This is a genomic window from Aminobacter sp. P4_D5, assembly GCF_056401815.1.
This window is the reverse complement of sequence record NZ_JBFUIP010000003.1, coordinates 68,960-90,443: the sequence shown is the minus strand read 5'-3', so window position 1 is coordinate 90,443 and position 21,484 is coordinate 68,960. Positions and strand designations below refer to the sequence as shown.

General features: G+C 63.2%; 15 protein-coding genes and 2 pseudogenes. 10 read left to right on the top strand and 7 right to left on the bottom strand.

Translation table 11 applies throughout. The features are described 5' to 3' along the window. Positions 1-379: 379 nt before the first annotated feature. Positions 380-1,237: a MurR/RpiR family transcriptional regulator gene (locus tag AC1DWF_RS01815; RefSeq protein WP_476788781.1), complete on the bottom strand. Its 858-nt coding sequence runs from the start codon at positions 1,235-1,237 to the stop codon at positions 380-382. Between the two features lie 288 nt (positions 1,238-1,525). On the opposite strand from AC1DWF_RS01815, the gene AC1DWF_RS01810 reads away from it, so the two are divergent. The 8 genes from AC1DWF_RS01810 to AC1DWF_RS01775 all read left to right on the top strand — a co-directional run bounded on the left by AC1DWF_RS01810 (position 1,526) and on the right by AC1DWF_RS01775 (position 11,227). Beyond that, on the top strand, positions 1,526-3,115 hold the full coding sequence (locus AC1DWF_RS01810) for an ABC transporter substrate-binding protein (protein ID WP_476788780.1): 1,590 nt from the start codon (positions 1,526-1,528) through the stop codon (positions 3,113-3,115). A gap of 18 nt (positions 3,116-3,133) precedes the next feature. Next, on the top strand, positions 3,134-4,060 hold the full coding sequence (locus AC1DWF_RS01805; RefSeq protein ID WP_476786842.1) for an ABC transporter permease: 927 nt from the start codon (positions 3,134-3,136) through the stop codon (positions 4,058-4,060). Beyond that, positions 4,057-4,908, top strand: coding sequence for an ABC transporter permease (locus AC1DWF_RS01800; protein ID WP_476788779.1), 852 nt, complete (start codon positions 4,057-4,059; stop codon positions 4,906-4,908). Before AC1DWF_RS01805 ends, AC1DWF_RS01800 begins: the two co-directional genes overlap by 4 nt. Before the next feature lie 2 nt (positions 4,909-4,910). Beyond that, entirely contained in the window at positions 4,911-5,864 is a 954-nt protein-coding gene (locus AC1DWF_RS01795) for an ABC transporter ATP-binding protein (protein WP_476841400.1), read from the top strand. After that, complete coding sequence (locus tag AC1DWF_RS01790) at positions 5,861-6,850, top strand: ABC transporter ATP-binding protein (protein ID WP_476785570.1); 990 nt, start codon at positions 5,861-5,863, stop codon at positions 6,848-6,850. Before AC1DWF_RS01795 ends, AC1DWF_RS01790 begins: the two co-directional genes overlap by 4 nt. 73 nt (positions 6,851-6,923) lie before the next feature. After that, complete coding sequence (locus AC1DWF_RS01785) at positions 6,924-8,282, top strand: serine hydrolase domain-containing protein (protein WP_476788778.1); 1,359 nt, start codon at positions 6,924-6,926, stop codon at positions 8,280-8,282. Between the two features lie 163 nt (positions 8,283-8,445). Continuing rightward, on the top strand, positions 8,446-9,936 hold the full coding sequence (locus tag AC1DWF_RS01780; protein ID WP_476785568.1) for a M81 family metallopeptidase: 1,491 nt from the start codon (positions 8,446-8,448) through the stop codon (positions 9,934-9,936). Between the two features lie 28 nt (positions 9,937-9,964). Then, positions 9,965-11,227, top strand: a complete 1,263-nt coding sequence (locus AC1DWF_RS01775; RefSeq protein ID WP_476788777.1) for an NAD(P)/FAD-dependent oxidoreductase — start codon at positions 9,965-9,967, stop codon at positions 11,225-11,227. Positions 11,228-11,392: 165 nt separating this feature from the next. Here the strand turns inward: AC1DWF_RS01775 and AC1DWF_RS01770 are convergent. From AC1DWF_RS01770 to hglS, 6 genes and pseudogenes are all read right to left on the bottom strand, one after another. Beyond that, positions 11,393-11,516, bottom strand: a pseudogene (locus AC1DWF_RS01770) (type IV secretion system protein); the annotation flags it as partial. A gap of 194 nt (positions 11,517-11,710) precedes the next feature. Then, a pseudogene (locus AC1DWF_RS01765) lies at positions 11,711-12,271 on the bottom strand (NAD(P)/FAD-dependent oxidoreductase); the annotation flags it as partial. A gap of 79 nt (positions 12,272-12,350) precedes the next feature. Continuing rightward, complete coding sequence (locus AC1DWF_RS01760) at positions 12,351-13,589, bottom strand: pyridoxal phosphate-dependent aminotransferase (RefSeq protein ID WP_476788776.1); 1,239 nt, start codon at positions 13,587-13,589, stop codon at positions 12,351-12,353. A 14-nt stretch (positions 13,590-13,603) separates the two neighbouring features. Further along, the gene (amaB, locus tag AC1DWF_RS01755) at positions 13,604-15,115 is read right to left on the bottom strand and encodes an L-piperidine-6-carboxylate dehydrogenase (protein WP_476841399.1); all 1,512 of its coding nucleotides are present in this window, start codon (positions 15,113-15,115) and stop codon (positions 13,604-13,606) included. Between the two features lie 29 nt (positions 15,116-15,144). Beyond that, a complete protein-coding gene (locus AC1DWF_RS01750; RefSeq protein WP_476785160.1) occupies positions 15,145-16,587 on the bottom strand; it encodes an FAD-binding oxidoreductase in 1,443 nt (480 codons plus the stop codon). A 6-nt stretch (positions 16,588-16,593) separates the two neighbouring features. Continuing rightward, the gene (hglS, locus tag AC1DWF_RS01745; RefSeq protein ID WP_476785161.1) at positions 16,594-17,991 is read right to left on the bottom strand and encodes a 2-oxoadipate dioxygenase/decarboxylase HglS; all 1,398 of its coding nucleotides are present in this window, start codon (positions 17,989-17,991) and stop codon (positions 16,594-16,596) included. A 113-nt stretch (positions 17,992-18,104) separates the two neighbouring features. Between hglS and AC1DWF_RS01740 the strand changes: the two genes are divergently transcribed. Then, positions 18,105-19,004 carry a LysR family transcriptional regulator gene (locus AC1DWF_RS01740; protein ID WP_476785162.1) on the top strand — a complete coding sequence of 300 codons (900 nt, stop codon included), beginning with the start codon at positions 18,105-18,107 and terminating at the stop codon, positions 19,002-19,004. 323 nt (positions 19,005-19,327) lie between these two features. Beyond that, the gene (locus AC1DWF_RS01735; RefSeq protein WP_476788753.1) at positions 19,328-21,481 is read left to right on the top strand and encodes a thiamine pyrophosphate-dependent enzyme; all 2,154 of its coding nucleotides are present in this window, start codon (positions 19,328-19,330) and stop codon (positions 21,479-21,481) included. Positions 21,482-21,484: the final 3 nt, after the last annotated feature.

Sequence of the window (21,484 nt, the reverse complement as noted above, 5' to 3'; positions counted from 1 at the left end):
GAATGACCGCGTTCCGCTTGAGGTGCGAGGTACTGATCGTCTGCTTGATTGCGTCTTCCAGCCGGCGGTAGAGCGGTTCGCCGCTCTCGCCCGAAAGCTGATTTGCGAGGAAGTCGAGGATTGCCTGTTCGCCCATCGGAGCCACCTGTGGAAAATCGCTCCTTTATGAAGAATTTTTTTCAGGTGTTAAACTGGTATTGTTCTTGTCGGGTCGATTTTGCGGCATGTCGACCGTCGGGTGGCCAAATTGCAGGAGCCGACGCGCCACGGGCAACAGCTGCCTCCAACGTGACGCCGCTGCCAAAGCGCTAGCCAATCCGCGGGCTACCACAACGCGGTTTGAACGTGGATCAGTCGACTGTGCACCGCTGGCACCCGCTTAGTCGCCGACGTAGCCAGTGATCTTGCCGTGCAGTTCCGAGACCCGGTTCATGCGTCCTTCGATCGTGACCCCAAGTTCGTTGAATATGCCGTTGATCAGCAGATTGCCGAGGCTGGCCATCTGCGCTGTCGATTCCCAGAACATGCCGAATTCGGTCGGGACGACGAACATTTCGTCGGCGAGGTCGCGGCCCCAGTCGCAGAAGGCGTCGGTGATCAGCGTGATCGGGATCTTCGCCTTCTTGGCTTCCTGCGCCAGAAGCAGGTTCAGGCGTGAATAGCGGCGGGCTTCGAAGATCACCAGGCAAGAGGATTTGGGTGGGTTCAGCAGGATCTCGCTGAAATTACCGCCGGCGATGTCCGCTAGCTGAACGCCGGGGCGAAGGTATTGCAGCTGGTTGGCGAAGTACTGGGCGATGCCGCGCTCGGTCTGGAAGCCGGCGACGAATAGCTGGGGCGTGTTGGCCAGGCGCTTGACGGCGCGGGCCCACTCCTTGGTGTTGGCGATCTCGTAGATCCTGAGCAGTGCGGCGATCTCCAGCTCCAGGCTGCGCGCCAGCGCATCGCCGTTCTGGCTGCGGTCGCGGAATTCCTTCAGCCGGTCCCCGGCCAGCCAGGGCTGGGTGCCGATGTTGTCGCGGAGGTCCTCCTTGAGGTCCTTGAAGCGAGCATAACCAAGCGTCCGGCAGAATCGCCCGACAGTCGGTTCGCTGACGCCGACCTTGCCGGCGAGCGTCGCCGAGGTCTCGAACGGCACGCCGTTCAAGTTTGCCAACATGTAGTTGGCAAGCGCCTTTTCGGCGTTGGTGGCGGTGGCCAGGCTTTCGATAAGCCTTCGGCGGACCGATTCCGTCATTTTGCTCTCCCTGTCTGGGGCGGGACTTCTTGTAAGAATTCTATCACAGAATCGATTGACGTTTGTTTTTTTTCAAAATAGCTTGGCCACACCTCGTTGAGGAGCGGGGAAGAAAATCGTTGCTGGGTTGCGGGCTTGCGCCGGCACTAAACAGCAACCAGGAGGAAACGGCGCATAGCTGGCGCAGGTCATCTGACCGTACCAGCTCGCGAATTCTTGTCTGTTGTCGAAAAATGCTGCTTCCGCGGCGTGGCGGGCTTTTGCCAATTTTCCAAGGGGAGGTTGAACATGAATCGACGTGGGTTTCTTGCTTCGGTATCGGTGGTCACGCTGGCCGCGGGCTTCGGCCTGGCTGGGGGATATTCAGCGCGGGCATCAGAACCGGAGGCCGTATTTGCTCTCGGCAGTGCCGAAATCGGCGCCCCTCATCACGATCCAATTCGGGCCACCTTGCTCAGCACCGTCGCGACCCTGATCTACGACCGATTGATCGAGCAGGATGTCGATCAATCCTATCATCCCCATCTCGCCGAATCCTGGGAGAACAGCGTCGACGGCATGAACTGGACCTTCAAGTTGCGGCAAGGTGTTCGCTTCCATGATGGTGAACTGTTTAATGCCGCGACCATAGCGTGGTGGATCCCCAAGTTCAAAGGCAGCGCCAACGAGTACCTTGTCGACGCTGTCGATCGTGTCGAGGTTGTCGACGACTACACTGTTCGCTTCGTCATGAAACGGGCAGAGCCGAATTTGATTTTCAATCTGGCGTCGTCCTTCATGGGCGTCCCGTCGCCGAAGTCCTACGACGCGGCCGGTGACAATTTTGGTGTGACAGAGGCCGTCGGAACCGGGCCCTACAAGTTCGAGAGCTTTGCCGTAGGCCAGGAAACCGTGCTGGTTGCCAATGAGGATTACAACTGGGGCAGCGACCTCTCGGACAACAAGGGAGCACCGCACATCAAGCGGCTGACCCTGCGAGAAATTCCCGATGCCTCGACGGCTTTCCTCGAACTGAAGACGGGCGGCGTCGGCTTGCTGCTCGGCGTGCCGGACCAGTTCCTGCCGCAACTTCAGGCAGAAGAGATACTGGACTTCCGGACCCTGCCTGGCTTCGGGATCACGTACCTCGCGTTCAACACCCGAGCCGAGCCCTTCGGCGATGCCGCCGTGCGCCAGGCAACCGCGCTGGCGGTCGACCAGGGCGCCATCCTCAAGAGCGTCTTCAACGGCGTCGGCCTCGAAGCGCACCAGTTCCTGATCAGCACGCTGGTGGAATCGAAGATCGATCCCAAGCTGGAAATCCGTCACGACCTGGCCAAGGCCAACGAGCTTCTAGACAAGGCCGGGTGGCAGCGCGGTGATGACGGTTTCCGGAGCAAGGACGGCAAGCCGCTGAAGATCAAGCTGACGGCGCAGTCGGAGACGGCGATCAAACGTACTGCCGAGATAGTCCAGGCGCAGCTCAAGGCAATCGGCATGGTTGTCGAGATCGACATCTTCGATAGCACGACGGTCGTCGATCAGCTCAAGAAGGGCCAGCATCAGCTTGCGGTGCGTCAGTATGGCTGGAACAACGCCGACATTCTCGACTGGTTCTTCAGCACCACCAACATTCCCTATCCGAACTCCTCCGGCTGGCAGGACGAGAAATCGCAGGAGCTTCGCAACGTCGCCATGCAGCAGTCGAAGACGCAGGACGAGCGGGTGGCCAATTTCAAGAAGTATCAGGAGAACCTGATCGGCAACTTCCTGTTCGTGCCGATCCACGAGCCGGTGCAGAACTATGCGTTCAACAAGACAATGCTCGAAGTGCCGGAAAAGCTGCGCGGCACGCAGCTCGTGCAGGCAACGACCGTCGACATCAAGGTCATTGGTTAAGCGGGTCGGCAGAACGTTATGATCGGCTTCACCTTGAGGCGGCTGGTGCTGCTGCTGCCCGTTTTCTTTGTCGTCTCGCTGGTGGTGTTTTTCATCATCCACCTGGTGCCGGGCGACCCCATCGACAATCTCATGCGCGCTGGCTCGACGCCGGAGCAGCGACTGCTGATCGCGGCGAAGTACGGTCTCGACCGTAGTCTCGTCGAGCAATACGTCACCTGGATGGGACGGCTTCTGACCGGCGATCTTGGCACCTCCATCATACAGGGGCGCCCGGTAAGCGCATTGATCGCCCGAAACCTGCCCTACAGCCTCGAACTGGGTGTTGCGGCACTGCTGTTTTCGACGCTGACCGGCATTGCTGCCGGCGTGATTGCGGCGAGCTACCAGGGTACCCGCGTCGACGACACGATCACCGGCTTCATCCTGCTCGGCTCGACGGTGCCAAGCTTCTGGCTCGGCTTGCTGCTGATCCTGGTTTTCGCCGTGTGGCTCGGCTGGGTCCCGGTGTCGGGGGCGCGCGGCTGGAGTTCCCTCATCCTGCCCGTGATCGCTGCCGGCCTCGGCGGCATCGCGCTGGTGGCGCGGGTCACCCGGATCGCCATGATCGAGACGTCGCGACAGGATTTCGTGACCCTGTTGCACGCCAAGGGGCTGCCACCCTTCATCATCCAGCTGCGCCATGTGCTCCGCCACGCCATGGTTCCGGTCGTCACCATCCTCAGCCTGCGCATCGGCTGGGTTTTGGGTGGTGCCGTGACGATCGAATACGTCTTCGCCCGTCCGGGCCTGGGCTCGCTGCTGATCCGGGCGTTGAACCAGCGCGACTATCCCCTGGTGCAGGGCTGCCTGCTCATGCTGGCCATGGCCGTAATCATCGGCGCCCTGATCGGCGACATCGTCCAGGCGGCGATGGACCCACGCCAGCGCGAGGCACGGGCATGATCAGACATCGTGCATTGGCACTGCTCAAGGCCGTCTCGACCTTCAAGGGCGGCATTTCAGGGGCGTTTCTGTTGCTTCTGGTCATCGGCGCGCTGTTTGCGCCGTGGCTTTCGCCGTACCCCTACGACCAGCAGGACCTGGGCATCATGAACCAGGCTCCGTCGCTGACGCATCTGTTCGGCACCGACGAGTTCGGCCGCGATGTGCTGTCGCGGATGATCACCGGCGCCCGCACCTCACTCTCGGTCAGCGTCACGGCGATCGGCATTTCCGTGGCTCTCGGCCTGGTCCTGGGCGCCACCTGCGGCTATTTCGGTGGCACGTTCGACCGGGTGGTCATGACCGTGATCGACCTGACCTGGTCGTTTCCCGAGATCCTGATCGCATTGATGCTGGTCGCCATCATCGGGCCGGGGCTTGAGGGCGTGGTGATTGCAATTGCCATCGCCTACCTGGCGCAGTTCACCCGGCTTACGCGAACCCAGATCATGTCGCTGAAGAGCGAGACCTATGTCGAGGCGACAATCAGCCTTGGCGCCGGCCACACCCACGTCCTGTTTTCGCACCTCCTGCCGAACGCGCTGGCGCCGGTTCTGGTGGCGGCGATGCTGGCGACGGGTGACGCCATCATCCTTGAGGCGACGCTCGGCTTCTTCGGACTGGGCGCACAGCCGCCGACGCCAAGCTGGGGTGCGATGATGAGTTCCGGCACGGCCCAGCTGTTCATCGCGCCCTGGGTGATTCTGCTGCCTGGCCTCGCTGTGGCGCTGACGGTCGTCTTCATCAACCTGTTCGGCGACGCGGTGATCGCTGCGCTCGATGTCCGCGCCAAGTTCAGGGAGGCGTAACGATGCTGCTGGATTTGGAAATGCTGCGGATCAGGTTCGGTGCTTTCTCGCCGGTCGACCAGGTCACGCTGAGCGTCGACCGCGGCGAAATCCTCGGCATCGTCGGCGAATCCGGTTCGGGCAAGTCGTTGACCGCAACCGCGATCATGGGACTTTTGCCACGTATCGGCGGCCAGGTCGCCGCCGGCACCATCCGCTTTGACGGCACCGACCTGGTCGGACTGCCGGAGCGGCAGCTGCGCCGGCTGCGTGGCGGGCGCATCGCGCTGATCACGCAAAACCCGATGACCTCGCTCGACTCCATGATGCGGATAGGGCCGCAGATAGATCAGGCCGCACGCCTCCATCTCGGCCTCGGCCGAAGTGCGGCGCGCGCAAGAAGCCTGGAGCTGATGGCCGATTTACGCATCCCCGACCCTGCCTCGGTCTATGACCTGTTCCCGCACCAGCTCTCCGGTGGAATGAAGCAGCGCATTGTCATTGCCATGGCATTGGCGGGTGACCCCGAGCTGTTGATCGCCGACGAGCCGACAACCGCACTCGACGTCACCGTCCAGGCACAGATCGTGCAGATCCTCGTCGACCTGGTGCGGCAGCGCGGGCTTGGCCTGATCCTGATCACCCACGACATGGGCGTCGTTGCCCAGGCCTGCGACCGGGTCGCCGTGATGTATTGCGGCYGCGTGGTCGAGCTGGCTGAGGTCGATGCGCTGTTTGAGCGCCCGCGGCATCCCTACACACAGGCGCTGATCCGTTGCATCCCCCAACACGACATGGCGCGCGGGACGATGAGCGCCATCCCGGGCGTGGTCCCGAGCGCTGCGGCGCAGCCGCCGGGCTGCCGGTTCAATCCGCGTTGCGCCCGTGCCGCGGACCGCTGCCGCGTCGAAATCCCCGAACTGCGCGTCGGCGCCAGCGGCAATGGCGTGGCCTGCCACGTCGCGGAGGCAGCATGAGCAACCTTCTTACCGTTAATGGGCTCAGCCGCCGTTTCAGCGATGGCGGGCTGTTTCGCAAGCGCAAGGTGTTCCACGCCGTCAGCGATGTCTCGTTCACCTTGAAGCGGGGCCAGATCCTCGGCGTCGTCGGCGAGTCCGGATGCGGCAAGTCCACGCTGGCGCGACTGGTGCTGCGCCTGATCAACCCCAGCGAAGGACAGGTGCAGTTCGACGGTGTCGACATGGCGTCGTTGTCGCGCGGAGACATGCGCCGCCTGCGCCAGCGCATGCAGCTAGTCTTCCAGGATCCCTATTCGGCGATCGATCCACATTACTCGATCCGGGATGCGTTGCTCGAACCGTACCGCGTGCAGGGTGTGAAGCCAAAATCCACTGATGAGACAGTCGCATCGCTGCTCGACATGGTCGGCCTGAACAGTTCGCTTGCAGCAAGCTATCCGCACCAGTTGTCGGGCGGCCAGAAGCAGCGTGTTGGCATCGCCCGGGCACTGGCGCTCAATCCGTCGCTGGTGGTGCTCGACGAGCCGACTGCCTCGCTCGACGTCTCGGTACAGGCGCAGATCGTTGCGCTCTTGGAGCGGCTGCGACAGGAGCTCGGGCTAACTTATCTTTTCATCTCGCACGACCTCGGACTGGTACGCTATTTCTGCGACCAGATCTTGGTCATGTATCTCGGCCGCATCGTCGAGGTGTTGCCGAGTGATGCCGCCCCCGCGCATCCCTACACCCGGGCGCTGCTCGACAGCACCTTCGAGCCCGATCCGAAGCGCCGCCGCTTGATCACGCGGCTCGCCGGCGAAATCCCGAGCGGCTACGACCTGCCGGCCGGCTGCGCCTTCGCCAATCGCTGCCCGAGCGTCACCGATCTCTGCCGCCGGGTGCTCCCGACACTGACGACGCAAGGCAGCGGGCATCAGGCGGCCTGCCATCATCCGCTTACTGCGGTGCGCGAGGTAGCAGTCGAGCAGAGGTCGGTCGCATGAACGCCATCCACAGACACTGCCGCTGCAGGTGCCTTGCACCGTCGCCAACGGCTTTGAAGACCAGGAAATCAGCATGAACTTCACCGAAGAACTCGACCGCTATCTGCAGTCGGAAGTCGACAACAGCCAGGTTCCCGGCCTCGGCGTCGCCATCGTCCACGATGGCGAGATCGTTCACCTCGCGGGCTATGGCCTTGCCAATGTCGAGAACAAGGTGTCGGTGACGCCGGATACGGTTTTCCACTCCGGTTCGACCGGAAAGATGTTCACCTCAGCGTCGGTGATGTTCCTGCTGCAGGACGGCCGCATCAAGCTCGACGACCCGTTGAGCCTCTACATCCCCGAGGGGCCAGAGAGCTGGGCCGGCATCACCATCCGCAACCTGCTGTCGATGATGGCCGGCTTCGGCAATTTCGATATCGTCTTCGCAGCGATGGATGGCGTGCAGGGCGGTGCCGTCCCGCTCAACCTGTGGCAGGACCACAGCGACGAGCAGCTGATCGACCTGGCACGCCGTTCTCCGTTCGAATACCAGCCGGGCCAGGGCTACCAGTACAGCAACACCGGCTATATCCTGGCTGGGCTCGTTGTCGCCCGCGTCTCAGGCAAGCCTTATTACGAGTTGCTGCGCGAGCGGCTGTTCGAGCCGATCGGCATGGCCACGGCGCGCGAGGCCTCATGGTTCGACATCGTGCTGAACCGTGCCGCTGGCCATTGCATCCGCGACGGGCGTCTGGAGAACCGCTACTGGGCGGCGCCCACGCTGCAGCGCACCGGCGATGGCGGGCTCTACTTCTCGCCGCGCGACATCACCCATTGGCTGCTCGAACTGGACAATCCGACAGTGCTGCGCCCCGAAACAATCGCGCTGATGTCCGAGCCGGTGCTGATGACGAACGGCCAGCCGTCATTCAACAACTACGCCCTGGGCTGGCAGAACTCCGCGATCCGCGGCCATCACAAGATCCGGCATGGCGGTACCTGGGATGGCTTCCGAGCCGAGATCGCACGGTTTCCTGCGCGAAAGCTGTCGGTCTGCGTCCTCGCCAACATGGATGAAGCCCAGGTCGCACGGATAGGCCAGAAGATCGCCGGGATCGTCGATCCCGCGCTGGCTCCCTACGAGCCGATCGCCGACGGAAACGAAGCTCTGACGAAGCGCGACCACGAGCTCCTGCAAGCCATCGTCGATCGCTGCGCTCCGCGCGGCAGCTTTGCCGAAGAGGCATGGCGGCTGTGGAGCAATGGCTGGTTCGAGCAAATCGCCGCGAGTGGCGTCACGGTGGCCAGAGTGCCGCTCGAGCTTACCCATGATGAAGGCGACGGCGGTGCCAGGCGCTACCGCCTGGAGATGGGCGGCTACCACCTGCATTGGACGATCAGCCGTGACACCGAAGACCGGGTGAGCGAAATGCGCTTCCACATGGAGTAGCCGCTACGGGAGGAGGCCGCTGCCCCGCCGCGAGGCAACCATTCCAAACACGTCAAACCAACTGCTTAGCCTGGTCAGGCACGCGTGTCCCTCGCCCAGGGACACAACGACTACGCGCGCCCGATCGATCCGAAACGCTTGAACGACCATCTGGAGACTGACTATGAGCTTTCGTGTTCTAACCGCAGAATTTGTCCATGAAACCAACACGTTCAGTGTCCGCAAGACGGACTATGATGCGTTCACTGTGGAAGGGGTGCTTATCGGCGACGACGCCATTCGGGCCAGGGGCGAAGCCAACACCGAGATCGGCGGGTTCCTCGACATCGGGCGCAAACATAACTGGGCCATCCAGCACGTGCTGAGCACCGGTGCCGAGCCGGCAGGGCCGGTGACGCGGGATGCATTTGACCGGATCGGCGGCGCCATCGTCCAGGCGGCGGCGGAACGCAAGGGCGAACTCGACGGCATCCTGCTGGGCCTGCACGGGGCAATGGTCACCGACTTTTCGCCGGATGGCGAAGGCGAGTTGCTTGAACGGTTGCGCGCCGTGGTCGGGCCGGAGCTGCCGATCGCCGTCACTCTCGACCCGCATGCCAATGTCACGGCGAAGATGTGCGAGCTCGCCGATATCCTGATCTCGTTCAAGACCTATCCCCATATCGACATGCGCGATATCGCGCGTCACGCCGGCGAGCTGCTGCAGAAGACGATGGCCGGCGAGATCCGCCCCAAAACACTTCTGGCGCGCCGGCCGATGCTGGAGGAGGCTAATGCCGGGCGCACCGATGTCGGACCGATGGTCGAGTGGATCGCCAGGGCGCGCGCCTATGAAGAGACCGCCGGTGCGCTTGCGGTCAGCATCAACGGCGCCTTTCCCAATGCCGATATTCCCGAGGTCGGCCCGACCGTGCTCGTGACCTATGACGGCGATCCGGCTCGGCATCAAAGCTTTGCGGAAAGCATCGCCAACGAGATATGGGATAACCGCTTCAACGTGCTGAACACCTTCTACACGGTGATGCAGGCGGCCGAGATCGCGCATGACTACCGCGGCGACCGCCCGCTGATCATCGCCGACTACGCCGACAATCCCGGGGCAGGCGGCTACGGCGACGCGACGGCCTTGCTTGGAGCCCTGCTGCAAGTGGGCATTGGCGATGCCTGCTTCGGTCCGATCGTCGATCCGGAGACGGCCAACCAGCTTCACTGTGCGACCGTTGGCGACACCGTCCAGCTCAGGCTGGGCGGCAAGACCGATCCGCGGTTTGGCGGCGATCCGCTTGAAGTGACCGGCAAGCTGCTCGTCATCAGCGATGGCAAACTCATCGGCGATGGAGAGCAGCTGGGCGGGCTGGAGTTCTCGTTTGGCCCGACTGCCGTCGTGCAGATCGACGGCATCGCCGTGCTTGTGGTCACCGAGCCGTCGCAGATGCGCGATCTCCAGCAATTCCGGGCATTTGGCATCGATCCGGCGCGTCATCGTGTGGTCGGGCTTAAGTCGATGCAGCATTTCCGGGCAGCCTTCGAGCCCATCGCCGGCAAGGTGATCGTTTGCGACAGCGGCGCGCTCTGCACCATGGACTACTCCAGAATGCCGTATCGCAATGTGTCTCGCCCGATCTTCCCGCTCGACCGCGACATGACACTTTAAGCGCATGGCAACGACAGCAAGGAAACCGATGACCGAGCGACATATCCAACAGGCCGACGTCATTGTGCTTGGTGCAGGGATCATCGGCGTTTCCGTCGCGCTGCAGCTGCAGCGGCGCGGCCGCTCGGTTATCCTCGTCGACCGCCGCGGCGCCGGCGAGGAAACGAGCTACGGCAATGCCGGCCTGATCGAACGCTCGAGCGTCATTCCTTATGGCGCGCCACGCGAGTTTTCGAAGCTGCTGCATTATGCGCTGAACCGATCGGCGGACGTGCATTTCGACTGGCTTCAGATGCCGCGCATTGCGCCGTGGCTCTGGCGGTTCTGGCGCGAGTCGGCGCCCAAGCCGCTGGCACGCGCCGCAGCCGACATGCAGCCATTGATCGAGCGCTCGGTGAGCGAGCATGAAGCGCTGATGGCGGATGCTGGCGTGCTGCCGCAGCTGCGCCGGGCAGGCTGGCTTGAGGCCTACCGAAGCGAAAAGACGTTCGCGCAGGCACGCGGTGGTGCGGCAGCACTTCACCAATTTGGCCTGAACTACGAAGTGCTTGACCGAAAGGCACTGCAACAGCGCGAACCCCATCTCTCCGACGTCCTGTTTGGCGCTGTGCATTGGCTCGATCCGGCCACGGTGGCCGATCCTGGCGCTCTGGTGAAATCCTACGCCAGGCATTTTGTCGATCGCGGCGGGCTCTTCCTGTGCGGCGATGCCCGTCAGCTGCAGCAGGAGGCCACGTGTTGGAGCATCGTCACCGACAGCGGGCGCGCGGAGGCGCCGGAGGCAGTTGTGGCGCTGGGGCCGTGGTCGGATACGATCTCGCGTTCACTCGGCTACAAAATCCCGCTGGTGATGAAGCGCGGCTACCACGTCCATTTCGAAACCGATGCCAACGCCTTGCTCAACCATCCCGTTGTCGATGTCGACGGCGGTTTCGTGCTCGCGTCGATGACCCAGGGGGTGAGGCTAACCACCGGCGTTGAATTCGCATCACGCGACAGCCGGCCAAATCCGGTTCAGCTGGACAGGACGGAACCGCTTGCGCGCCAGATTTTCCCGCTCAGGCAGCGCATCGAGCCGAAACCCTGGATGGGATCGCGCCCGTGCCTGCCAGACATGAGGCCAGTAATCGGCCGGGGTTATCGGCACAAAGGGCTGTGGTTTGCCTTTGGCCACAATCACCACGGCCTGACCCTCGGCCCGATCACCGGACGCCTGTTGGCTGAAATGATCACGGGCGAGCCGACGTTCACAGACCCCGCGCCCTACGGCTTAGGGCGCTTTTGCCATTGAGCTCACAACCACCGGTCCCCAAATAGGCCGCCGGATGGGTCTGCTTCTGACCGCCAGCGCCAGCGGAAATAGGCCTTTCCAACGCGCGACGGGCCTTCGTTGTGGCCCGCAGGTCGCGGCAGTTTTGCCTAGGAAGCTCCCTCTGCCTTCTGTTGCACCGTCGGTGCCGATGATGACAGCGAGCACCATAACCTTGATGCCCGACGAAATGACATTGCCCAGCGCGCGCTCGGCCATGAAGGCGGATTTACCGACCGAAGGGAATGAGGACAAAGCCTGCCAGGTCCAGCGCCCGAAACACCGTCAACCGCTCTTGTGCATCGGCACGAAGGTGCGCGGTTGATTTGCCGGAACTATCTCAAGCATCATGGCCACCATTTCGAATACGAAGTGAAATTCGTCGATTTGCTGTGGCTCGGGGGTGATGTCTGTCCGGGGGCGGCGATGCAATCGGTTCGGACGCAACGCGCCTTGCTTATTTACCGCTAGCGGCTGCAGCGTTCCCGCGCGCAGGTCGAGCAATGATCCCGCATAGGCCGACGTGCCAAGCCTGCTTGCAGTCTCCTTGGCGTCAAGGACCCTGACCGGCGCCCCCCGCCTTTGCCACTGCGCCTCGCGCTCCCTGATTTCCTTCAGCCCGGCTGGGCCGACCGCGCAGTGAAGCGTGCCGTTCCGCTGCAGTTCGCAATCGATGCGATGCTTGTCAATCAAGGCCATCACCAGCGCTGGCCCTTCGCCAAGAAGCTCTAGCAGCCGCTCGCCATAGACAGGCCCGAGTGATCCAGACACGTCGGCCGGCGCCAGCCATAGGCCAGCATTGATCAGGCCGACATTGCGGCCGGCGCCGCCAAAGCCGATCTCCTGGCCTTCCAGAAGCACCACCCGCCGGCCCGCCTCGGCAAGATGCAGCGCGCAGGACATTCCCGTATAGCCGCCACCAACAATGACGATTTCGGCCGAAACGTTCCCGTCGAGCATCGCTGTTACTGGTGCCGCGGGCGCCGTCGCTTCCCAGAGCCCATGTGAGTGAGGATTGTTGAGCATCGGCGGGCTTTCGTGGGCTTCGGTTGTGAGGGTAGGAGATCTCCGCCTGGCTCTTGGCCGGGACGGGCAGGCTTGCGATTCAGGCGATGGCGCCGGTCAGACCGGCGCAGGCCTCGGCGATCCTGCGGGTCGCTTCCTCGAGCTCTTGGCGTGAGGTGGCGTAGGAGATACGGAAGAATGGCGACAGGCCAAAGGCCGAGCCGGGCACCACGGCGACCCGAGCGTGCTCGAGCAGGTATTTGCACAGGTCGCTGTCGCTTGTGAGCGTTTGGCCGGTCCGCGTCACCTTGCCAATCAGGCCGGCGCAACTGCTGAACGTATAAAATGCGCCTTCCGGAACACGGCACTCGATGCCTTCGATGCCGTTCAGCCTTTCCACGACGAGATCGCGGCGTGCACGAAAACTTTCGCGGCGCTCAGTCAGGAAGTCTTGCGGTCCGGTCAACGCCTCGATCGCTGCAGCCTGGCTGACCGAAGACGGGTTGGATGTGGACTGGCTCTGGATCACCGCCATCGCCTTGATGAGCGGGCGGGGGCCAGCGCCATAGCCGATGCGCCAACCGGTCATCGCGTAGGCTTTGGAGACCCCGTTGACGGTCAGGATGCGGTCGCGGAGCCTGGGTACCAACTGCGCCGGCGTAACGAAGCGGAAATCATTGTAGACGATGTGTTCGTAGATGTCGTCGGCCAGCAGCCAGACGTGGGGGTGCTGCAGCAGCACATCCAGCAGCGGCCGATAGTCGGCTTGCGAATAGGCTGCGCCAGTAGGGTTCGAGGGCGAGTTCAGCAAAAGCCAGCGCGTCGCCGGCGTGATCGCCTGGTTCAGCTGCTTCGCCGTCAGCCGAAACCCGTTGCTGATATCGCAGGCCACCAGAACAGGCACCCCGCCGGCGACCCGGATGATATCGGCATAGGACGTCCAGTAGGGAGCAGGCAGGATCACCTCGTCGCCCGGGTTGAGCGTGGCCATGAAGGCGTTGAAGATGACCTGCTTGGCGCCGCTCGAAACGGTGATCTCGTCGGTCGCGACATCGAGGCCGTTTTCGCGCCTGAACTTTTCGCGGATCGCCTGCTTCATCGCAGGCGATCCGTCGAGTGTGGTATATTTTGTCTCGCCGCGCTCGATGGCCTTCCAGGCCGCCTCCTTGATATTGTCCGGTGTGTCGAAGTCGGGCTCGCCGGCGCCGAGAATGATCACGTCCTCGCCGGCATTTCGCATCGCCATTGCACGGGCGCCGATCTGCAGGATTTCCGACACGCCGATCCCGGCGATGCGGGAAGCCGGCGCGAAGGGTGTCGTCTGGTTTTTGGTCTGCATCAGCATCGGCCCGCTTACTCGATGTCGAAGGACACGCCCTGCGCCAAAGGCAGCGCCTTGGAGTAGTTCACCGTGTTGGTGGCACGGCGCATATAGGCGCGCCAGGCATCGGAGCCCGATTCGCGGCCGCCGCCGGTTTCCTTCTCGCCACCGAAGGCGCCGCCGATTTCCGCCCCCGACGTGCCGATATTGACGTTGGCGATGCCGCAGTCGGAGCCTTCGACCGACAAGAAGCGCTCGGCCTCCTGCAGGTCGAGCGTGAAGATCGACGACGACAGGCCAGCACCAACGGCGTTATGCGCGTCGAGCACGGCGTCGAAGTCGGAGTACTTCATCACATAGAGAATCGGCGCGAAGGTCTCTTCGAGCACCGGGCCAACCTGGCCGGGCATCTCGACAAGCGCCGGCTTGACGTAGAAGGCGCCGTCATGGCCCTGGTCGACGCGGGCGCCGCCGGTGATCTTGCCGCCATGTTCGGAGGCKTSCTTGAGYGCCTTTTGCATGCCCTCGAAGGCGGCCTTGTCGATGAGCGGACCGACAAGCGACGCCGTCTCCAAGGGGCTTCCGACCGAAACGCTCTCATAGGCCTTCTTYAGGCGCGGCACGAGCGCGTCATAGACGCTGTCATGCACGAACAGGCGGCGCATGGTGGTGCAGCGCTGGCCAGCGGTGCCCATGGCGCCGAAGGCGATGGCGCGCAGCGCCATGTCGAGATTGGCCGAGGGGCARACGATGCCGGCATTGTTGCCRCCGAGCTCGAGGATGGCGCGGGCAAAACGCTTGGCCAGGCGCGGGCCGACGTCGCGRCCCATGCGGGTCGAGCCGGTSGCCGAAACCAGCGGCACCTTGGGGTGGTCGACCAGCACTTCGCCAACGGCGCGGTCGCCGATCAGCACCTGCGACAGGCCTTCCGGCGCATCGCCGAAGCGGGCGGCGGCGCGCTTGAAGATGGCATCRCAGGCAAGCGCTGTCAGCGGGGTCTTTTCAGACGGCTTCCACACCACCGAATTGCCGCAGACRAAGGCRAGSGCYGCRTTCCACGACCACACSGCGACGGGGAAGTTGAAGGCCGAGATGACGCCGACGACGCCGAGCGGATGCCAGGTTTCCATCATGCGATGGCCCGGACGCTCGGTGGCGATSGTGAGACCATAMAGCTGGCGCGACAGGCCGACGGCGAAGTCGCAGATGTCGATCATTTCCTGGACTTCGCCCAGGCCCTCGGACGGGATCTTGCCGACTTCGATCGACACCAGCCGGCCGAGATCGGTCTTGGCGGCGCGCAGCTCTTCGCCCAGCAGRCGCACGAGYTCGCCGCGCTTGGGCGCCGGSACATTGCGCCAGGTCTTGAACGCCTTGTCGGCGMGTTCGATGGCCTTGCCCGCGTCGGCAGGCGARATCGACTTGAGCGCGCCGATCTGCTCGCCGGTCACCGGGCTGCGCACGATCAGGTCGCCGCCGCTAAAATCGGCCTTGGCAAYGCCGAGCCGCTCGAGCAATTCGGTCGTTTCCTTCGCTATCGTCATCGTTTTTTCCTTCCAATTCTCTTGTTTCTTCAGGCGCAATGCGCCGGTGACCAGCCCAGCCGCGTCGAACCGAGCGGCCCCGGCGACGTCGCCTGCTTCAGTTGCGCGGCCATCGATTTCAGTTTCTCTGGCGTGTAGCGGTCGTAAAAATGCTGGTTGCGGCGGCCGAGACCGTGTTCGGCGCTGAAGCTGCCACGATGCTCTTCGACTGCGATCGAGATCACCCGGTCGCGTAACGCGTCGACCCGTGCTGCATCCACCGTTCCGGCCGTTTCGCACGCGACGAGGAGATTGAAGTGCACGCCGCCGTCACCGATGTGGCCGAAGTCACAGATCTCGACCGTGGGAAACTCTTTGGCCAGAACATGGCTCATCTGGGCGCGGAACCGCATCACGTCGCCACGCCGGAAAGACAGGTCGAGGCCGACGAGGTAGCCCGCTGATTTCACGCCTTCAGAGAGCGCGTGCCGCAGTGCCCACATCTCATGTGCTGGGCCTACGAAGGCATCGCGCAAGGGCTCGTCCGGCTGGTCCCAGATCGCGCCGAGTACCTCTTCGAGGACAGCTTCGAGCGTCTGCTCGGTCTCACGGCGTAGCCACGAACGCGACACTTCCGCAAGGATGACGAAGTCGGGCACGCTGCCGCCCGGGAACGGATTGCGCAGCGCCTCGACGTGGGCCAACGTGTGCGTGATTGCTGCGCCTGACATGCCTTCGAAGGCGCTGAGATAGCTGCCAAGGCGCTGCTCCATCGTATTGAGCAGGACCGTCACGTGCTCATGCGAACGCGGCACCAGATAGGCGGTCGCGGTCTGCAACGGCAGCCTTTCCAGATTGAAGGTGCATTCGGTGATGATGCCGAAAGCGCCTGATGTGCCGATGAAGACCTGCTTCCAGTCCACGCCGGTATTGTTCTTGCGCAATCCGGCGTCGAGATCGACCACGGTGCCCGTCTCATCGCCGAGCACCACCTTTAACCCTAGCGTGTTGCGGCGCACATCGCCGAAGCGCAGGAAGCGCGCCCCGCCGGTGTTGGTCGCCACCATTCCGCCAGCCATGGGATCGGCGCCGAGATCGATGGGGAAGAACAGGCCGTGCGGCTGCARCTTCGCGTTGATCTCGGACAGGCGGAAGCCGGCGTCCACACGCAAGGTACGGTTGTCGAGATCGAGTTCGAAGGTGGAGCGCAGACGCTCCAGGCTCAACACGCCCTGCGTGCCGCTGCCGTCCGGGGTTGACCCGGCGACCAGTCCGGTGTTGCCGGATTGCGGCACGAGAGGGATCGAATGGCGCGCGCAATAGGCGACAGCATCCGAAACGGCTGCGGCAGATGCTGGCCGCGCGACAAAGGTGGCACGCCCGGCATCGTAGCGCGCGCCGTTCTCGTAGCCGGCCATCTCGACCCGGCCGGTCAACAGGCCGCCCGGCCCGAGGAGGACGCCGAGATTGTCGGTGTGTTCGCTCGCCATCATCTTCGTTCAGGCCGCGTCCGAAAACGCTTTCAGCTTGGAAAGGCAGCGCTCGATCGATGCCCGCTCGATGCCGGCATAGTGCTCGAATTCGTTGAGGACGGCAGTGCCGAGCGCGTTTTCGAACAGACGCTGATTGGGGCTGGCGGCGAACTCCCGCACGGCGTCGTCGCCCAGGTTGGACTGGAAGATGCCGGCGGCGGAGACAGGCAAGAAGTCCTCGTAGACGATGGGATCGAAGCGCGCGGCGCCCGCTTCGATCAACGCCTCGATGTCATCCCCGCGTACGTCTGAGCCGGCCGCGTCCTGCTCGACTGTGTACAGGAAATAGCCGAGCCCGGCTTGGCGCATGGCGTTCCAGTCGTCCGGGAAGGCTGTGAAACTCTGCTTCAGCGCCGCGCGGTAGGCGTCCGCGTTCGAACCGTCCGCTGCGGGTCGCACCGTGGCGCGGGCCTGGTTCAGCAGCCTGTCGTAGAGCGCGCGCCCCTTCGGCGTCAGCGCGACGCCACGCTGTTCGATCTCGCCGAAGCGCGCCGTGTGGGAGCCCGGCTGGAGATTGCCGTTCTCATCGGGAAACAACACGCGCTCCTCGATCGCCTTGAAGGACGTCTGGCGCAGCAGGATCGGGCAATCGCGGCTAGGCGGGCCTTCGACGACAGCCTTCGGCACGATGCCGCACGACGGCATCTGGGTCTGCACGGAGTCGATGTTCAACGTGCGCGGCGTCAGATGGTTGATGTGTGGCCCCTTAAATGAGACCACGTCGGCTATGAGACGGTGGGCCTCCTGCAGCCTGGCATAGAGCGTGTGGTCGACGCTCGCCCGGTTGTGCCACCGGAACGTATCGAGAACTTCCGCCACGAACAGCGTCGCCTCGTCATGCGACAGTCCGCCCTCGCGCTCCGCCTTGTCGACCAGCGCCACAGCAGTGGTGGTAAAGATGCGCCGGCCTGCCAGGATCTTCTCGGCGGTCGCGCGCAGATCGCTGTCGGCGATGAGATCCAGCCGCAACAGCGAGGTGAACACCCGGAACGGATTGATTTTCAGAGAGGCTTCGCCGATCGGCCGGAAAGCGGTCGAGTGCACCGGCACGCCGGCCTCACTGAGATCGTAGTAGCCGACCGGAAACATGCCCATCACGGCGAAAACGCGCCGCATCATGGCAAGCTCGGCTTCTGTGCCGAGACGGATGGCGCCGTGCCGCTCCTCGCCGATGCGATCGAGCGACTCGGTCGCTTCGAGGCTGGCCCGCAGCGCCGGCTGCCGGTCCAGTGACGTATCGTTGACGTTCGCCACTAGCGCCATCAGCGTGCCATAGGCAGGCACTTCTTCGCGGTACATGGCCGACATGGCCGCAGAGAACGCGGCGCGGATGGCATCTGGCGACATGAATGGATATGGGGGCATTCGAGTTCTCGTTTTTCACGTTCGGCACGGCGACTTCATGCTGTGGCAGTGTTATAGTCGGCTTCGAAAGCACTGGATTGTGCTGATTCCTTCTAAGTTGATGCAAAGAACGAATGACTGTCGCGCGCACGCTCCTTCCCGACCTTGGCAAGCTGCAGGCTTTCGAGGCTGCCGCCCGCCACGGCAACGTCACGCAGGCCGGCCGTGAGCTCAATCTCTCCCAAAGCGCGGTCAGCCGTCAGATTAAGGACCTCGAGGCCCAACTTGGCCTGTTGCTATTCGAACGAGTACGCCAGCGCGTGGTGCTGTCGGCCGCCGGCCAGAAATTCCTTCCCGACGCCTGTAGGCTGCTCGAACAGGGCGAGGCGGCAATGCTGCGGGCGATGGCAAGCTCTGGGGTATCGCTGCTCAGCCTCGCTACATTGCCGACGTTCGGCAGCCGATGGCTCGTGCCACGACTGCCCAACTTCCTGCGGAGCCATCCCGGCGTCGCACTGAACGTGGCATCCCGCTCCGACCCGTTCGATCTCGAGGAACAGGCTTTCGACGCGGCGATCCACTATGGCCAGCCGGTATGGGCAAACGCGGTGTGCCGCTACATCTGCCGGGAGATCATGGTGCCCGCGGCCAGCCCGGCATTTCTTGCCGGCCGTAGCATCGGGACGCCTGAGGCGCTGGCGCACGAGCCACTGCTGAACTTGGCGACCCGTCCCAAGGCATGGGCGAACTGGTTCCAAGCAGCCGGCGCCGATGCGCAAGGCGCCTATCAGGGCCATCGCTTCGACCAGTTCACCATGCTGATCGAAGCGGCCGTGGCCGGCATGGGCGTGGCGCTGCTGCCGCTCTATCTGGTGGAAAGCGAACTGCGAGACGGCAAGCTCGAAGTCGTGGTGGATTTGCCGCTCCAGACCGAAAACAGCTACTATTTCGTGGTCCCGGAGCGAAAGGCGGCGGGCCCGCTGGCCAACCAGCTGTTCGACTGGATATTGGGGCAGGTGACGGTGCCAGACTGACTGGGCACGGCGTGGCCGCTACCTTGAGCCGGTCCTTTTTCCCTTTCAGGCGCACTGTCCGTCGGCGCTCCTTCGGTGAACCTCTATATATATGCACAGGCATGCATTTAGCTTTGTTGCTTACTGGTTTTCTCGATGAGGGCGGATAGCACCAACCAATCTTGATGGCCCGGACTGGCTGTTTCATGCAAATGGATTGACAGTTCCATGTATTCTCATGAATATGCATATTCATAGTTATGTGGCTCGACACCCGGGAAGCCTGGCGGCCCCGTGGGAGGTCGAGCCACCGTGGCGGTCAGGCCACGCCTGGGAGGGTCGACATGGCGGAACGGTCATTTGCGCGGGAGGTCGAGGACCTCAAGCTTGGTGAGGGCGAGCTCTTTCGCGGCGAGGGCATCCTTGCCATCACCAAGGCGCTACTGCAGTCGGGCGTGTCTTATGTCGGCGGCTATCAGGGTTCGCCGATCTCGCATCTGATGGACGTGCTGGCCGACGCAAAGCCAGTACTTGACGAACTCGGCGTGCATTTCGAATCCTCCGCATCTGAGGCCGCCGCCGCTGCCATGCTTTCGGCGTCGGTGATGTATCCGCTGCGCGGTGCCGTGACCTGGAAATCGACCGCCGGCACTAATGTCGCCAGCGACGCGCTGACCAATCTGGCGTCGAGCGGTGTCAAAGGGGGCGCGCTGATCATCCTCGGCGAGGACTATGGCGAAGGCTCATCCATTCCGCAGGAGCGCAGCCACGCCTTCGCGATGAAGTCGCAGATGTGGCTGCTCGACCCGCGCCCCAATCTCGAATCGATCGTCAAGTCCGTCGAGGACGGCTTCGAACTTTCGGAAGCCTCCAACACGCCCGTGATGATGCAGGTGCGTATCCGCGCCTGCCATGTGCATGGCCAGTTCATTGCCAAGGATAACAAGCGTCCCGCCTTCACCATCAAGGAAGCGCTGGAAAACCCGGTGCGCGACCTCGATCGCATCGTGCTGCCACCGGTGTCGATCACCGTGCACGACCGCGAGAAGATCGAAAAGCGCTGGCCGGCGGCCATCGATTTCATCAAGAGCCGCAAGCTGAACGAATGGTTCGGCCCCGAAGAAGGTGATGTCGGCATCATTCTGCAAGGCGGCATGTACAATTCGGTCATGCGGGCGCTGCAGCTTCTGGGCCTCGCCGACGCCTACGGCAACACAGTTATTCCGCTCTATGTGCTCAACGTGACCTATCCGCTGATCGACGATGAAGTGACGGCGTTCTGCGCTTCCAAACGCGCCGTGCTGATGGTCGAAGAAGGCCACCCCGACTATCTCGAACAGGCCGTCAACAGCATCCTGCGCCGCCGCGACATCAACACTCGCCTCGCCGGCAAAGGTGTCCTGCCCATCCGCGGCGACTACACCGCAGCCGTTTTGATGAACGGCATCCAGGCATTCCTTGAAGAACACGCCGTGGCCCTGCTCGGCAACCGTCCGCCGCTTCCGAGCGCCGACGCAGTGCTCGCCGACCCGAAGGTCAAGGCGCTGAACGCAGTCGTGCCGGCACGCCCCGCCGGCTTCTGCACTGGCTGCCCCGAACGGCCGATCTTCGCTGCCATGAAACTGGTCGAACAGGAACTCGGCGAGCACCACGTCTCGGCCGACATCGGCTGCCATCTGTTTTCCATCCTGCCGCCGTTCAACATTGGCGGCTCCACGATGGGCTACGGCCTGGGACCAGCCTCCGCATCTGCTTTCAATGTCGACGCCGGTAAGCGCGCCATCTCGGTGATGGGCGATGGCGGCTTCTGGCACAACGGACTCACCACCTCCGTCGGCAATGCTGTCTACAACAAGCATGACGGCGTCATCATGGTCGTCGACAACTACTATTCGTCGGCGACGGGGGGACAGGACATCTTGTCGTCGCGCGCCGACAATCCGGAGCGCTCGACCAACAATTCCATTGTCAACGCCGTCAAGGGCATCGGCGCAAAATGGGTGCGCCAGATCGACCGCACCTATGATGTCGCCAAGATGCGCGACACACTGAAGGAGGCGCTGACCTCGAAGGAGGAAGGTCCGAAAATCATCGTCGCTTCGTCCGAGTGCATGCTGAACCGGCAGCGTCGGGAAAAACCGCTGTTCTCTAAGGCGGTCAAGTCAGGCCAGCGGATGGTGCGCGAGCGCTTCGGTGTCGATGAGGACACTTGCACCGGCGACCATGCCTGCATCCGCCTGTCCGGCTGCCCGTCGCTGTCGCTCAAGCACACCGACGACCCACTACGCGACGATCCGGTGGTGGCGATCGACAACACCTGCGTCGGCTGCGGAAATTGCGGTGAAGTCTCGGAAGCCGCGGTGCTGTGCCCATCCTTCTACCGCGCCGACATCATCTACAACCCGTCGCGGCGCGACCGCTTCGCAGCGAAACTGCGCAACGCCGTCATCGGCTTCCTGCAGCGCCGCCGCGAAGCCCGGCGTGTGGTCTTCGGGTGAAAA

Coding starts and splice junctions, on each gene's coding strand:
- AC1DWF_RS01805 (WP_476786842.1), top strand. CDS start 3,134: ATGATCGGCTTCACCTTGAGGCGGCTGGTGCTGCTGCTGCCCGTTTTC.
- AC1DWF_RS01740 (WP_476785162.1), top strand. CDS start 18,105: ATGACTGTCGCGCGCACGCTCCTTCCCGACCTTGGCAAGCTGCAGGCT.
- AC1DWF_RS01775 (WP_476788777.1), top strand. CDS start 9,965: ATGACCGAGCGACATATCCAACAGGCCGACGTCATTGTGCTTGGTGCA.
- AC1DWF_RS01815 (WP_476788781.1), bottom strand. CDS start 1,237: ATGACGGAATCGGTCCGCCGAAGGCTTATCGAAAGCCTGGCCACCGCC.
- hglS (WP_476785161.1), bottom strand. CDS start 17,991: ATGCCCCCATATCCATTCATGTCGCCAGATGCCATCCGCGCCGCGTTC.
- AC1DWF_RS01785 (WP_476788778.1), top strand. CDS start 6,924: ATGAACTTCACCGAAGAACTCGACCGCTATCTGCAGTCGGAAGTCGAC.
- AC1DWF_RS01760 (WP_476788776.1), bottom strand. CDS start 13,589: ATGCAGACCAAAAACCAGACGACACCCTTCGCGCCGGCTTCCCGCATC.
- AC1DWF_RS01780 (WP_476785568.1), top strand. CDS start 8,446: ATGAGCTTTCGTGTTCTAACCGCAGAATTTGTCCATGAAACCAACACG.
- AC1DWF_RS01810 (WP_476788780.1), top strand. CDS start 1,526: ATGAATCGACGTGGGTTTCTTGCTTCGGTATCGGTGGTCACGCTGGCC.
- AC1DWF_RS01800 (WP_476788779.1), top strand. CDS start 4,057: ATGATCAGACATCGTGCATTGGCACTGCTCAAGGCCGTCTCGACCTTC.
- AC1DWF_RS01735 (WP_476788753.1), top strand. CDS start 19,328: ATGGCGGAACGGTCATTTGCGCGGGAGGTCGAGGACCTCAAGCTTGGT.
- AC1DWF_RS01790 (WP_476785570.1), top strand. CDS start 5,861: ATGAGCAACCTTCTTACCGTTAATGGGCTCAGCCGCCGTTTCAGCGAT.